The sequence below is a fragment of the Afipia massiliensis genome, assembly GCF_001006325.2.
In the GTDB taxonomy this organism is placed as follows: Bacteria; Pseudomonadota; Alphaproteobacteria; order Rhizobiales; family Xanthobacteraceae; genus Afipia; species Afipia massiliensis_A.
The window spans coordinates 238,274-251,992 of the sequence record NZ_LBIA02000001.1 but is presented as its reverse complement, the minus strand read 5'-3'; the positions used below and the strand labels follow the sequence as shown (position 1 = coordinate 251,992).

At 60.4% G+C, this 13,719-nt stretch carries 11 protein-coding genes; 10 read left to right on the top strand and 1 reads right to left on the bottom strand.

The genetic code is table 11. From position 1 onward, the window contains the following. Positions 1 to 248 precede the first annotated feature (248 nt). Positions 249 to 1,151, top strand: coding sequence for a dTDP-4-dehydrorhamnose reductase (gene rfbD, locus YH63_RS01090; RefSeq protein ID WP_046829198.1), 903 nt, complete (start codon positions 249 to 251; stop codon positions 1,149 to 1,151). Between the two features lie 102 nt (positions 1,152 to 1,253). On the opposite strand, the gene YH63_RS01085 is transcribed toward rfbD, so the two are convergent. Further along, positions 1,254 to 3,596 (bottom strand): Tex family protein, encoded by a 2,343-nt coding sequence (locus YH63_RS01085; protein ID WP_046829199.1) that lies wholly within the window; start codon positions 3,594 to 3,596, stop codon positions 1,254 to 1,256. Between the two features lie 792 nt (positions 3,597 to 4,388). Between YH63_RS01085 and YH63_RS01080 the strand changes: the two genes are divergently transcribed. From YH63_RS01080 to xylB, 9 genes are all read left to right on the top strand, one after another. Next, the gene (locus tag YH63_RS01080) at positions 4,389 to 5,090 is read left to right on the top strand and encodes an RNA polymerase sigma factor (protein WP_046829200.1); all 702 of its coding nucleotides are present in this window, start codon (positions 4,389 to 4,391) and stop codon (positions 5,088 to 5,090) included. Between the two features lie 84 nt (positions 5,091 to 5,174). After that, positions 5,175 to 5,798 carry a GTP cyclohydrolase I FolE gene (gene folE, locus YH63_RS01075; protein WP_046829855.1) on the top strand — a complete coding sequence of 208 codons (624 nt, stop codon included), beginning with the start codon at positions 5,175 to 5,177 and terminating at the stop codon, positions 5,796 to 5,798. Positions 5,799 to 5,870: 72 nt separating this feature from the next. Beyond that, complete coding sequence (locus YH63_RS01070; protein WP_046829201.1) at positions 5,871 to 7,406, top strand: FAD-dependent oxidoreductase; 1,536 nt, start codon at positions 5,871 to 5,873, stop codon at positions 7,404 to 7,406. A 160-nt stretch (positions 7,407 to 7,566) separates the two neighbouring features. Next, complete coding sequence (locus tag YH63_RS01065) at positions 7,567 to 8,091, top strand: DUF4142 domain-containing protein (RefSeq protein WP_046829202.1); 525 nt, start codon at positions 7,567 to 7,569, stop codon at positions 8,089 to 8,091. 11 nt (positions 8,092 to 8,102) lie between these two features. Then, the gene (locus YH63_RS01060; protein ID WP_046829203.1) at positions 8,103 to 8,423 is read left to right on the top strand and encodes a cupredoxin domain-containing protein; all 321 of its coding nucleotides are present in this window, start codon (positions 8,103 to 8,105) and stop codon (positions 8,421 to 8,423) included. A 515-nt stretch (positions 8,424 to 8,938) separates the two neighbouring features. After that, positions 8,939 to 9,238, top strand: coding sequence for an HU family DNA-binding protein (locus YH63_RS01055; RefSeq protein WP_046829204.1), 300 nt, complete (start codon positions 8,939 to 8,941; stop codon positions 9,236 to 9,238). Between the two features lie 310 nt (positions 9,239 to 9,548). Further along, a complete protein-coding gene (locus YH63_RS01050) occupies positions 9,549 to 10,529 on the top strand; it encodes a LacI family DNA-binding transcriptional regulator (protein WP_246658105.1) in 981 nt (326 codons plus the stop codon). 139 nt (positions 10,530 to 10,668) lie between these two features. Further along, complete coding sequence (locus tag YH63_RS01045; protein ID WP_046829205.1) at positions 10,669 to 12,150, top strand: FAD-binding oxidoreductase; 1,482 nt, start codon at positions 10,669 to 10,671, stop codon at positions 12,148 to 12,150. Positions 12,151 to 12,191: 41 nt separating this feature from the next. After that, positions 12,192 to 13,718: a xylulokinase gene (gene xylB / locus YH63_RS01040; RefSeq protein WP_046829206.1), complete on the top strand. Its 1,527-nt coding sequence runs from the start codon at positions 12,192 to 12,194 to the stop codon at positions 13,716 to 13,718. Position 13,719 lies beyond the last annotated feature (1 nt).

Sequence of the window (13,719 nt, the reverse complement as noted above, 5' to 3'; positions counted from 1 at the left end):
CACGATCTCGACCCAGATATGCGTTCTGCTTTGTGCTTAAGAGAGATGGTGCAAATCGCGCAGCCCAGATTCTAGATTGGGATTTCCGCAAACGACCTGTACTCTTCTCCGGCAGAGCCGGGTACATTGACCCCAATTGCATCAGGGCCTCGGGATACAATGGAGTCTGCGCTGGTTATGGATATGGACAGGCGAACTTCCGCCGTGAACCCCGATGATTTCGTTGGTCTGCCTAATTGTTATGCGCGATGACGGTGTCCCGCATCCTTCTGCTGGGTAAAAGCGGCCAGGTCGGTTCTGCCTTGCAGGTGCGTCTTGCGGATCGTGGCAAAATATTGGCTCCCGATCGGGAGGCTTGCGATCTTGCGAATATCAACCAGTTGCGCGACGTAATCCGCGGCGTGCAACCGAACATCATCATCAACGCCGCCGCTTATACGGCGGTCGACAAGGCCGAGGAGGACGCCGAGGGCTGTTTTAGCGCCAATGCGATTGCGCCCGGCGTTATCGCTGAAGTAGCTGAAGCGCTGGGCGCACGGTTGATCCATTACTCGACCGACTATGTGTTCGATGGCGCGAAAAAGACGGCCTATCTTGAGGATGATATGCCATCTCCCCTGAACGTTTACGGTCGCTCAAAACTCGCAGGCGATCAGGCGATTTTCGCTGCCACGGATAACCACACCATTGTCCGGGTGGGATGGGTTTACGGTTTGGCAGGACACAACTTCGCCAAAACGATACTGCGACTGGCCGCAGAGCTGGACGAACTCCGGATCGTTGACGATCAGGTTGGCGCCCCGACGTCTGCTGAATTCATCGCCGATGTCACCGCGCGTATCGTGGACTGTTGTGGACACGATGCGAAAAAAGGGCGCGGCGTTTTCAACCTTGCGCCTTCGGGGAGGGTGTCCTGGCACGGATATGCGGTGGAATTGATACGCGAAGCAAAGCGACGGGGCTGGCCGTTGCGTGTTGAGGAAGACATGATCATTCCGATCGCGTCAAAGCAGTATCGCACGGCTGCCGCGCGTCCCAAGAGTTCGCTGCTCGATACGCGCAAGATTCGCGAGACGTTCGATCTGGATGTTCCTGCCTGGCAGGTGCATCTGAAGCAATTCATGGCCGAACTGGGCGCGCATGCAGGGTGACAGTGCGTTCATGCGCTGAATCAGGTACTTTGGCGCGGGCCTCTGCCTCGTTGAGGATCAATAGGCGCGCGCTGCGGCAGCTCCTTCTAACCGGGTTTCGGCTTACCGCCCTTTGTTCTTTTCTGCTGCCCGACGAAGCGCGTCGGCCAGCGCGCCGCCGCCTGACGTGCTGGTGGATTGCGGCGCCTTGCGTGGCGCTGGCGAGCTTGAAGATGAGCGGACGTTACCGCGCGGTTCGCTCTTGGCAGCGCGATCGGGCCTTGCGCCGAGTTCGTCATCGAGCCGCAACGTCAACGCAATACGTTTGCGTGGTACGTCAACCTCCAGCACTTTGACGCGAACGATATCGCCGGATTTCACCACCTCGCGCGGATCTTTGATAAAGGTTCGCGACATTGCCGAGATGTGGACCAGGCCGTCCTGGTGCACGCCGATGTCGACAAAGGCACCGAATGCCGCGACGTTTGTCACTGCGCCTTCCAGAACCATGCCGGGCTTGAGGTCGCTGACCTTCTCCACACCATCTTTGAACACTGCGGCCTTGAAGGCCGGGCGGGGATCACGGCCGGGCTTTTCCAGCTCGCGCAGAATGTCGGTCACCGTCGGCAGACCAAACGTGTCATCGACAAATGTCTGCGGCTTGATCTGCCGCAGAATCTCGGCATTGCCGATCAGCGCCTTGATGTCGCTTTTGGTCGCCGCAAGAATTCGCCGCACCACCGGGTATGATTCCGGATGAACGCCGGATGCATCAAGGGGGTCCTCGCCAGCATTGATGCGCAGAAAGCCCGCACACTGTTCGAACGCTTTCGGGCCGAGCCGCGGCACTTCCTTGAGCGCCTTGCGGGACTGGAATGGACCGTTTGCATCGCGATGCTGGACGATGCTTTGCGCGAGTCCGGCACCGATACCTGACACCCGCGCCAGCAGCGGGGCTGAAGCGGTGTTGGCATCGACGCCGACTGCGTTCACGCAATCCTCGACCACCGCATCGAGCGAGCGGGACAGCTTGGTTTCGCCGAGGTCATGCTGATACTGGCCGACACCAATTGACTTCGGATCGATCTTGACCAGTTCGGCCAGCGGATCCTGCAGCCGTCGCGCGATCGAAACTGCGCCGCGCAGCGTGACATCGAGTCCCGGAAGTTCTTCGGATGCGAAAGCGGACGCCGAATAGACCGAGGCGCCCGCTTCGGACACCACGATCTTCGACATTTTCAGCTCAGGAAGAAGCTTCACCAGCTCGGTCGCCAGTTTGTCGGTTTCGCGGGAAGCCGTGCCGTTGCCAATCGCGATCAGTTCGACGCGATGCTCGCGCGCGAGTTTGCCGAGAATCGCAAGGGCTTCGTCCCAGCGGCGCTGCGGTTCGTGGGGGAAAATCGCGGTTGTGGCGACGACCTTGCCGGTTGCATCGACCACCGCAACCTTGACGCCGGTTCGATATCCCGGGTCGAGACCCATGGTGACGCGCGCCCCGGCGGGCGCGGCCAACAGCAGATCCCGCAAATTCGAGGCGAACACACGGACCGCTTCCTCCTCTGCGGCTGTCCACAGCCGCATTCTCAGATCGATGTTGAGGTGCACCTGGATTTTGGTGCGCCATGCCCAGCGCACCGTCTCAGCCAGCCATCGGTCTCCGGGGCGTCCCTGATCCGCAATGGCGAAGCGCTGCTTGATGCGCAATTCATAGGAGCTGACCGTTGTCGGCGTCGCAGGAGTGGCATCCGGGAGCATCTGAAGATCGAGAATCTCTTCCTTCTCGCCGCGAAACATCGCAAGGATTCGGTGCGACGGGAGCTTGTTCAGGGGCTCGCTAAAGTCGAAATAGTCGCTGAACTTGGCGCCGGCTTCCTTTTTGCCGTCCCGCAGCTTGGATGCGAGAAGTCCATTCGACCACATTTGCTCACGCAGGCCGCCGATCAGGTCGGCGTCTTCGGCAAATCGCTCAACCAAGATCGAACGCGCACCATCGAGCGCAGCGGCCGCGTCTGCGACCTGCTTGTCTGCATCGACGAAAGGCAATGCGGTCGCTTGCGGATCGTTCTCCGGTTGCGTGAGCAGCAATTCCGCCAGCGGCTCCAGTCCGGCTTCCTTGGCGATTTCCGCCTTGGTGCGACGCTTGGGCTTGAACGGCAGGTAAATGTCCTCGAGGCGTCCCTTGCTGTCCGCCGCGAGAATGGCAGCTTCCAGCGCCGCGTCGAGTTTGCCTTGCTCGCGAATCGAACTGAGGATGGTGACGCGGCGCTCTTCGAGCTCGCGTAGATAGTTCAGGCGCTCTTCCAGCGTGCGGAGCTGCGCGTCGTCGAGTGCGCCGGTGGCTTCCTTGCGGTATCGCGCGATAAACGGAACGGTGGCGCCGCCATCAAGCAGGGTGACTGCGGCCTCGACCTGTTGTTCACGGACACCAAGCTCGTCGGCAATCTGTTGAGAGACTGTTTTGGTCACGCGGAGTCTTTCTTAACGAGAAGATCGCGAACCTGAATCGCGACCGCAGGGAGACGGCTTATGAACCACAGATCGATGATTCATCAATCCCGTCGCGACGGAAAATCGATCTGTGGATGAACTGTGTTCAACATCTGGCGTGACGAATCCTGGCGGTTTGAAGGCTTGCAAAAAATCACAGGATCGTGGTGGATTCCGGTCCGCGGAGACGACCGGGGCAAAACTTTTTACACATGCTCAGCCGCCCTTGGCCTCGCGGTGCAAATCAATGCATCCGAGCTTTGCAGACTCCACTTCTCGCGCGGAACGCGAGAACGATGGAGCGCCGGGAGGCGCCAAGGTGCTTGCGAGGCACCTTTGGCGAACTCTTGCGATCGAGTCCGCCGCACAGCCTGGCGAGGGCCATGCGCGCCTGATGCGACAGGCGCTGCGCCTCCCGGCGCTCCACCGTCGTCACTCAGGTTATCCGGGCACGGTGCTCATGAAACATCGCGGCCTGAATGCAATAGGAATATAATCTTATAATTTGAAAGTCAAGCAGGCACATGTCGTCCCGGCCAACGGGTCCGGCTTCGCCGGCCCGATGACAGGCTGCGGCCGGGACCCATAACACCAGCCGATATAAAGGGTGGGACAGCAGCACCAGCATCGCAAATGCCCGCTTTCTGATCTATCGTCAGCCAGACGACAGGGCCGCCTCATTTCAAGCCCGGCAGGCCGCCAGCGCTGATTTCGAGAATCTCTGGAACCTTTTCCTCGCCCGCGCATCCAAAGGGCAACAGGAGACAGGTCATGACAGCAGCCCAGGGACATGAGCAGAAGTCCCATCCTATTGTCTCATCGGACGATTTCGATCTGGTGCAGCGCGCCATCGCGCGTGATGGCGATGCTTTTCGCTCCATCATGCAGCGCTACAATCAGCGTCTTTACCGACTCGCACGCAGCATTCTTCGGAACGATGCCGAGGCGGAGGACGCGGTGCAGGAGGCCTATGTTCGCGCCTTCACGCATCTGGATAGTTTCCGCGGCGAATCCAGTCTTGCGACATGGCTGTCGCGCATCACCATCAATGAAGCGCTGGGGCGGCTACGAACCCAGCGTCCGACCGTGGACATTGTCACATTCGAAGCGCAGCGCACCCCCGCAGAGATCATTCAATTTCCCCTTACGTCGAAATCCGACGACCCGGAACGAACCATGGCGCAGCGCCAGCTTTTGCAACTCGTCGAACAGGCAACCGACAACCTTCCCGAAGTCTATCGGGTCGTTTTCATCACGCGGGTGATCGAAGGCTTGAGCGTCGAAGATACCGCGGAAATTCTTGGATTGCGGCCGGAGACGGTCAAGACGCGGCTGCATCGCGCACGAAAGCTTGTGCGTGAGCAGCTGGACAAGCAGATCGGCCCCGTTCTGATGGACGCATTCCCGTTCGCCGGCCGGCGCTGCGAGCGAATGACCGCAGGCGTGATGAAGCGGCTCGGGCTTCCTGGCTGAACCTGGGAGCCTTGGTCTTCGGGCCATCCAACGATTGTCAATGGTTTCAATGCACGGTGCGTGGGCTCCGGCAAGGGAGGAAGTATGTTGAAAGGTCAGAATGTGCACGCTCTGGAGCGAGTCAAAGTCTCGCAGGACGATACGAACCGCCCGGACCGGGCTGAAGTCGAGGCGGCGGTTCAAACGATCATCCGCTGGGCCGGCGACGACCCACAGCGCGATGGGCTGATCGAGACCCCGAGCCGGGTAACCCGCGCGTTTGAAGAATTTTTCTCAGGCTATGCGCAGGATCCCGTCGAGATTCTTCAGAAAACGTTCGACGAGACCGAGGGCTATGACGAAATGATTGTGCTGCGTGGCATCCCGTTTGAGAGCCACTGCGAGCATCATATGGCGCCGATCATCGGACGGGCATGGGTGGCCTACATTCCCAATGGTCGCGTCGTCGGCATCAGCAAGCTTGCCCGGGTGGTTGACGTGTTCGCGAAGCGCCTGCAGATCCAGGAAAAGATGACGGCGCAGATCGCCAACACCATCAATGAGGTGCTGAAGCCGCAGGGCGTCGGCGTGATCATCAAGGCAGCGCATCACTGCATGGCGACCCGCGGTGTCCACAAGGCAGACACCGATCTGGTCACCAGCCGTATGCTGGGCTGCTTCCGCGACAATGCGCTGACACGACAGGAATTCCTCGGCGTGGCGGTGTGACGAGGCTGGTGTCCGATCCGCCGCCGCTCCCCACGGGCCGCATATATTCAAGGGAAACGAAAGGGAGAGATCATGACGCAGGAGCAAACCTCACCCGGTGGTCCTGATCTGACGCGAGGCGTCTCACCCGCAGAATTGATCGAGGACAAACTGCTCGGCCATGTCGGCGATCAGGAAATCCTGCTCGTGCGTGCCGGGGCCGAAATCTTTGCCGTTGATGCGCATTGCACTCATTATCATGGTCCGCTCGCCGATGGGCTTGTGGTTGACGGCAGCATCCGTTGCCCATGGCATCATGCCTGCTTCGATCTGCGAACGGGAGAAGCTACGCGCGCGCCCGCGTTCAGTCCGCTGTCGTGCTGGCGCGTCGAGCAGCGCGACGGCAAGATTTTTGTACAGGTAAAGCTGGAGCCGAAAACTCAATCAAAGCCATCGGCGAAACCGCCAGCCGACACTCCCAAAAGGATTGTCATCGTTGGCAGCGGCGCGGCCGGCTTTGCTGCTGCCGAAATGCTGCGGCGGCAGGATTTCGGCGGACAGATCGTCATGTTTGGCGAGGAAGCAGATGGGCCGGTGGATCGGCCCAATCTGTCGAAGGACTATCTCGCGGGCAGCGCACCGGAGGACTGGATTCCGCTGAAGCCGGAGAATTTCTATGCGGAGGCTGACATCGATTTGCGCGTCAATACCGGCATAGCCAAAATCGATCCTCAAGCGCATCACGTTGTGACGGCCACTGGAGAGACTGTCTCCTATGATCGTCTGTTGCTGGCCACCGGTGCGGAACCGGTGCGTTTGCCGATTCCCGGCGCCGGGCTGCCGCATGTCCACACGCTTCGCTCGCTGGCCGACAGCCGCGCCATTATCAATGCGGCGCAGGGTGCGCGGCGCGCACTCGTGATTGGCGCAAGCTTCATCGGGCTTGAAACGGCGGCGGCGCTGCGCGCGCGCGACATCGAGGTCCATGTGGTGGCGCCGGAGAAGCGGCCAATGGAACGCGTGCTTGGTCCGCAGATGGGCGATTTCGTGCGTGCGCTGCATGAGGAGCACGGTGTGATCTTTCATCTCGAAGACACGGTGGTCAGCATCGATGGCCGGAACGCGACCCTCAAAAGCGGAGGTGTTATGGAGGCCGACGTTGTGGTTGTCGGTGTCGGCGTTCGTCCGCGGCTCGCATTGGCCGAAGGCGCTGGCTTGGCGCTCGATCGCGGCGTGGTGGTGGATACGCACCTCGAGACGAGCGTTTCGGGAATCTATGCCGCTGGTGATATCGCGCGCTGGCCGGATCCGTATTCCGGCGAAAGCATTCGTGTCGAACACTGGGTGGTCGCCGAGCGCCAGGGACAAGCCGCGGCGCGCAATATGCTTGGACAACGCGAAGTGTTCGATGCGGTGCCGTTCTTCTGGAGCCAGCATTACGATGTGCCGATTAACTATGTCGGCCATGCTGAGCAATGGGACGAAATCGTCGTCGACGGAGACATCAACGCCAGGGATTGCCTGCTGCGATACAAGCACAAGGGCAGGACGCTCGCCGTCGCATCGATCTATCGCGACGTTGCAAGTCTGCAAGCCGAACTCGCCATGGAGCAGGGGGCCGCTGTCTAACGGCCGCGATGCGCTCCTCGGTCCGTGATCCGGTAGCGACGAAACTTTGCGAAGAGTGCGGAATATCCGGAAACCTTTTTCTCCGCCGATCATCGAATGACCACTACCTCATCAACGGTATCCGCGAAGGCTTTGCCGCGCGGATCAAAAGGAGTGTGTCATGCTGATTCGATTGAGTGCGGCGGTCGCCGTTATATCTCTGCTGGGTGGCGCAGCTTTCGCGCAAGGCACAGCGAAACCCACCGATCCGCAGATCGCGCATATCGCCTACACCGCAGGTGTGATTGATGTCACCGCTGCGAAACAGGCGATTGCGAAATCCAAGAATAAGGCTGTCGTAGCGTTCGCGCAGGACATGGTGCGCGATCATGAAGCGGTGAACAAGCAGGCGCTGGATCTGGTGAAGAAGCTGAAGGTCACGCCGGAAGACAATGACACCAGCAAGACGCTGTCGAAGCAGGCTGCCGACAAGCAGGCCGAACTCGCGAAGCTCGATGGTGCTGCCTACGACAAGGCCTATCTCGCCAATGAAGTCGCCTATCACAAGTCAGTCAACGGCGCGCTTGAGACGCTGCTGATCCCGTCTGCAAGCAATGCGGAACTCAAAAGCCTGCTGCAGACAGGCCTCAAGATCTTCCAGGGCCACCTGCAGCATGCCGAGCATGTCGCAGCAGCCGTGAAGTAGGGAGGTTCGCCATGAGGCCGGGACTGGGTCTGCCCGCTCTTCTTGTCGTTATGTCGATGGCGACTGTCGTCCCGGCGCATGCCGAAACGTTTCAGGTGACCGTCGACAAGCTCGATTTTCTGCCCGCCGACATCAAGGCAAAGGTCGGCGATACCATCGAGTGGGTGAACAAGGACGTTTTCGCACATACGGCGACGGTTCGCGGCGATTGGGATGTGATGATTCCGCCCAAGAAGACTGGGAGCTTCGTACTGAAGACGCCCGGCGATGTTGAATACTATTGCCGCTTCCATCCCAACATGAAGGGGCGCATCTCCGTTGCCCCGAAGTGAGCGCTGCTATTGAAGGCGCGCGGCTTGTCCGCGCGTTTTTTCTGAGAGTTGATGGTGAGGCCGCATCAAATGCGGCCTCACTGTCGGTCGTGCCTGCACAAGGTTCTTGAATGCTGGCAGGCGGTAATTCTCAGTCGCTAGACGATGATTTGGATCGGCCGTCTGGTCCTGCGATTGACGGTGCAGCGACTGAAAACCTCTCTTGAATCATGTTTGCAGAGACGCCGTCCGCGATCGTGCAGGGCGGCATATTCCTGGTGGCGACCGCAGCGGCGGCGGGCCTGGGCCATCGCTGACGCCGCCGCTAACGGCGCGGAGTTGCCTTCTATGCCCCTCCGACAGCGGCGCCCAAGGCTGCCGCGCGGTCTCGAACAGCCCTAAAAAGCCGTGTCGGAGCACGATTCCTATGGAAATCCCCGGTAAAAAGCCCACAAAGCTGTGCAAACGGCTGACCGGAAGCGCTTTTTGGTGGAATTATCAATAGTGTGTTCTGACTCGAATCAAAGGGAGTAGTTATGGCAGTCCAAATGACGAAGTCGCAGCTGATTGAGAAGATCGCTGCGGAGACCGAAATTTCCAAGAAGGAAGTGAAGGGCGTTCTCGAGACGCTCGCAGCGGTCGGATACAAAGAGCTCAAGAAATCCGGCGTCTTCCTGGTTCCCGGTTTTGCGAAGTTCGTTGTTATCAAGAAGCCTGCAACCAAGGCCCGCAAGGGAACCAATCCCTTTACCGGCGAGGCCATGACCTTCAAGGCAAAGCCTGCACGGAAGATCGTCAGGGCTCGCCCGGTCAAAGCTGCCAAGGACGCAGTGTAATCTTACAAAGCCCCTTCGGGGGCTTTTTTGTTGCTTGAGGAGATGGAGAGATCCGCACGCGCCCAAGCGGCGGGTCTCAGGTGCCGCTGATCCATTGTCGGGGTGCGTCCGCAAGAATCATCAAGGTGCATCGGAGCGTTGATCCTCCTGGCGTGGGCGATCGGCGTAGAATGTCCTTGCCCGGCGAGGCGAGCCGTTCTTCCCGGCAAGACGGCCCGTTTGCAAGATCGCTTGCGTCATGGCGGCCTGTTTTCTAGGTTGTGGCCTCATTGCAACCGTCGGTGCATCCATGAGACCGCGATTGGCTGATGTGGCCCGCATGGCAGGCGTGGATATCTCCACGGCGTCCCGCGTGCTCCGCGGCGAGACAAATCAACGTATTCGTGACGAAACCCGCGAGCGCATTCTAAAGAGCGCGCGCGCGCTGGACTATTCGCCGAATACGCTTGCGCAGGGATTGCGGACGTCGCGCAGCCAGACCCTCGGACTGATCGTTCCGCAGCTCGACAACCCGGTATTCGCGTCGGCTATTCGCGGCGCGGAGAAATCGTCTGCGCGCCACGGTTATTCGCTGCTGATTGCGCATCGCGAGTCGGGCGCCACCGATGCGGTCTATCATCGGTTGTCGCATGGCAACCGCGCCGACGGATTGCTGGTTGCCAGTCTCGATGACGATCGTCTGCTGCGCGAAGAACTGGAATCCACCCACACGCCATTCGTGCTGCTCAACCGGCAACTGCCGGGCAGTCCTTATTGCGTTGTGCTAGACAGCCGCGCTGCGGCGACGATCGCTGTCGATCATCTGGCGCAGATGGGGCACAGGCGCATTGCGCATCTGGCAGGGCGGCCCGGTGGATTCAATGCGGGCGAGCGTCTCGCGGGATATCGCGACGGTCTCAAGCGTCACGGCATTCCCTTCGATCCCAAGCTGGTCGCGGTCGCGGGGTACACTGCGGAGGGTGGTGCGGACGCGATGCGCAGTCTGCTCGCTCTGAAGCCCACGGCGGTTCTGGGCGCAACGCTGGTGACGGCAGCAGGTGCAATGGCCGTCCTGCATGAAGCCGGTTTGCAAATTCCGCGCGACGTATCGGTGATGGGACTGCATGACGCACCGGTCGCAACAATGCTCTATCCCCAACTGACGTCGGTAAAGATGCCGACTGAACTCATGGGCGAAATTGCGTCTGATCTCCTGATCGATCTCCTGAACGGCGGTACGCCGGAACCTGTCGCGCCACTCGCGCCAGACGGTCTTGTCGTTCGTGCCTCCACAGGCCCAGCTCCGCGATAAATTTTAACTTGACCCACGCGGGAGTTTGTAAGACGTTTGAACAAACGATTGCGCAAACCGTTTGTTCAATCACGGAATAATGCGATCAGGGAGGACGTCGAGTGAGCGTGGCAAATTTGGCCTCTGAGCAGGGGCTGTCATGACCGCAACCACCATCGCTGGAGTTCGCGATACCGATCGCGTCGATGAAGACCTTGCGTCCGCTTTTGGCGCCGTCATCGGCCAGGCCAATGTTCTGACGTCCTTCGATCAGAGGCTCGGCTATTCGCGGGATCGTTTGCCATTTGCCGTTTTCCGCGAACGTGCGGGAGAGATTGCAGGCGCGGTTCCTCGCCTTGTCGTGCGCCCTGCGAACCAGGATGAGATCGTTCGTATCGTTCAGCTTGCGAAGGCGCGCAACGTTCCCGTCATCCCATATGGCAATGGCTCGGGTGTGCTCGGCGGCGCTATTCCGCTCGGCGGCGAGATCATGGTGGACACGCGCCGGCTCGACAAGATTGTCTCCATCAATCCGACCGATGCGGTTGTGACCGTGCAAGCCGGCATGAACGGCGCTGATTTCGAGCAACAGCTCAACGAAGCCGGGTACACCAGCGGGCATCTGCCGCAGTCCATCGAAATCTCGACTGTCGGCGGCTGGCTTGCCTGCCGTGGCGGCGGACAGCTGAGCAGCCGTTACGGCAAGATCGAAGACATCGTCGTGGGGCTCAAGGCTGTGTTGCCGGACGGTACACCGCTCGAAGTACGGCCTGTCGCGCGCCGTTCGGTCGGCCCTTCCATCCGCGATCTGATGATCGGCAGCGAAGGCACTCTCGGAATTATCACCGAAGCGACGCTGCGTATCTTCAAGATGCCTGCCGTGGAGCGCGGTGTGGTCCTCGCATTCCCGTCGCTGCAGGCAGCCCTCGACAGCGCACGTCTGATCATGCAGGCCGAACTGCGCCCGACGATTGTGCGGCTCTATGATCGCGTCGAGAGCGACGAGCGGACCAAGGATATCGCGCTGTTCAAGACCAAGCCGTTTCTTGCGGTGCTCCAATTCTGTGGCAGCGAGCCGATGGTGACGGCCGAGCAGAGCATGGCGCTTGAAATTGCCGCCGCTCAGGGTGGTGAGGTCGGGCCAAGCGGCCCTTATGAACACTGGAAGCAGAACCGCTACGTCGCCTATTCTCAGAAATGGCATGATGCGGGCTACTTCAACGACACCATCGAGGTGACCGGTAACTGGTCTACGATTCCCGCGATGTATGACGCCATCGGCAATGCCGTGCGCGCCATTTATCCGGGGATACATTTCGGTGCGCACTGGTCGCATGTTTATCCCGAAGGCGCTTGCCAGTACATGACGGTGCGGCTGCCTCCGATGCCGGATGATCAGGCGCTGCCTATTCACCAGAAGCTTTGGGATACCGTTCAGCAACTCACGCTCGATCATGGCGGTTCGATTGCGCACCACCATGGCGCGGGTCTGTTCCGCAATCCGTGGATGAAGCGCGAGCTCGGCGCGGGGCTCGCAGTCCTGCAATCGATCAAGGATGCGCTGGATCCCGGCAATCTGTTCAATCCCGGCAAGATTGGACTGCGCGCCGGCCCGAATGCGAAAGACATTCGCCGTGATTGACATGGCGCACATCCGTGCTGCTGCAGGGGAGGACGCCCATTATGGCGGCGTCTGATCCTCTTCTGGTCGGTATTGATCTCGGCGCGGGCTCGCTCAAGATCAGCATCATCAAGGCCGACGGCTCACTGGTGAGCGAGGCGTCCGCGCCGGTCGCGACATCGTCGCCGCATCCCGGCTGGAGTGAGCAAAACCCGGATGACTGGTGGCTTGCAGCCTGCGATGCATTGCGTCGCGGGTTGAAGTCGTCGGGCCGTCCAGCTTCGGATATCGCGGCGATTTCGTTTTCCGCCGGCGCGCACACGCAAGTGCTGGAGGACGCCGACGGCCATGTCATCCGTCCGGCCATTCTCTGGAACGACCAGCGCAGCCGCGACGAAACGCAACATCTTCGCGACAAGGCCGACGCGCGCATTCTCAAGATCGGGGCGAATCGCGCCAACCCGACCTGGACGCTGCCGCAGATGCTATGGCTGCGTAACCATGAGCCGGAAGCATTTGCGCGCGTGAAGCGGCTTTACGTCGCCAAGGACTGGCTGCGCGCGCAATTCACCGGCACCTGGGAAACCGACACCATCGATGCGCTCGGCACGCTGATGCTGGATGCGCAGACCGCCGAATGGTCCAAGGAACTGTGCGATATGATCGGCTGGCCGATGGCGACATTGCCGCCGATCGTCAAGCCGAGTGCTGTCGTCGGCAAGGTAACAGCGAGGGCCGCGCAGGCGACGGGTCTCGCCGAAGGCACGCCGGTTGTCTGCGGCACGTCGGACACCGCCGCAGAGACGTTCGGCGCGGGTATGGTGCGCGAAGGAATTGGCGTCGTGAAGCTGGCGACAGCCGCGACCGTGAACGTGCTGTCGCCCAGGGCGCGACCGGATTTTTCGCTGATCAATTACTACCATGTCGTGCCGGACCACTGGTACGTTATCGCTGCCACCAATTCCTGCGCATCGGCGCACAAATGGCTGCGCGATACGTTTTTCCGCCGCGAAGGCGAAGACGGCAGCGCCGTGTTCGACGCCATGGATGCACGTGCAGCGGCGGTCCGCCCCGGCTCGGAAGGACTGTTCTTCCATCCCTATCTCAACGGCGAGCGCAGCCCGTACTGGGATCCGCTGTTGCGTGCGGATTTTGTCGGTGCGGGTTTCAACCACAGCGGTGGCCACTTCGTCCGTGCGCTCTATGAGGGCGTGGCTTACTCGCTGCGGGATTGTCTCGAGGTTATGGAATCCAAGAGGCTCGGCTTCACGACCGCGCGCCTGACCGGTGGAGGCGCGCGTAGCGCCCTGTGGCGCCAGATCGTTGCCGACGTGCTCAACATCACCGTCGAACTCCCTGCGGTTGCGGATGCTTCGTACGGAGCCGCATTGCTCGCGGGCGTCGGCATTGGCGTCTTCAAGGACGAGCGCGATGCAGCAGGGGTCGTCCAGATCGTGTCGCGGGCGACACCGGATCCGGCACGCGCTGCCATTTACGATCAGGGTTTTCCGATTTACCGCGATATCCAGAAGGCGCTCGCGCCGATCAATCATCGCATCCACGATTTCGTGGCCGGCCAGAACAAGTGAT

Excerpts from the sequence above, each read along its gene's own strand:
- rfbD (WP_046829198.1), top strand. The coding sequence starts at position 249 with ATGACGGTGTCCCGCATCCTTCTGCTGGGTAAAAGCGGCCAGGTCGGT.
- YH63_RS01080 (WP_046829200.1), top strand. The coding sequence starts at position 4,389 with ATGACAGCAGCCCAGGGACATGAGCAGAAGTCCCATCCTATTGTCTCA.
- folE (WP_046829855.1), top strand. The coding sequence starts at position 5,175 with ATGTTGAAAGGTCAGAATGTGCACGCTCTGGAGCGAGTCAAAGTCTCG.
- YH63_RS01070 (WP_046829201.1), top strand. The coding sequence starts at position 5,871 with ATGACGCAGGAGCAAACCTCACCCGGTGGTCCTGATCTGACGCGAGGC.
- YH63_RS01065 (WP_046829202.1), top strand. The coding sequence starts at position 7,567 with ATGCTGATTCGATTGAGTGCGGCGGTCGCCGTTATATCTCTGCTGGGT.
- YH63_RS01060 (WP_046829203.1), top strand. The coding sequence starts at position 8,103 with ATGAGGCCGGGACTGGGTCTGCCCGCTCTTCTTGTCGTTATGTCGATG.
- YH63_RS01055 (WP_046829204.1), top strand. The coding sequence starts at position 8,939 with ATGGCAGTCCAAATGACGAAGTCGCAGCTGATTGAGAAGATCGCTGCG.
- YH63_RS01045 (WP_046829205.1), top strand. The coding sequence starts at position 10,669 with ATGACCGCAACCACCATCGCTGGAGTTCGCGATACCGATCGCGTCGAT.
- xylB (WP_046829206.1), top strand. The coding sequence starts at position 12,192 with ATGGCGGCGTCTGATCCTCTTCTGGTCGGTATTGATCTCGGCGCGGGC.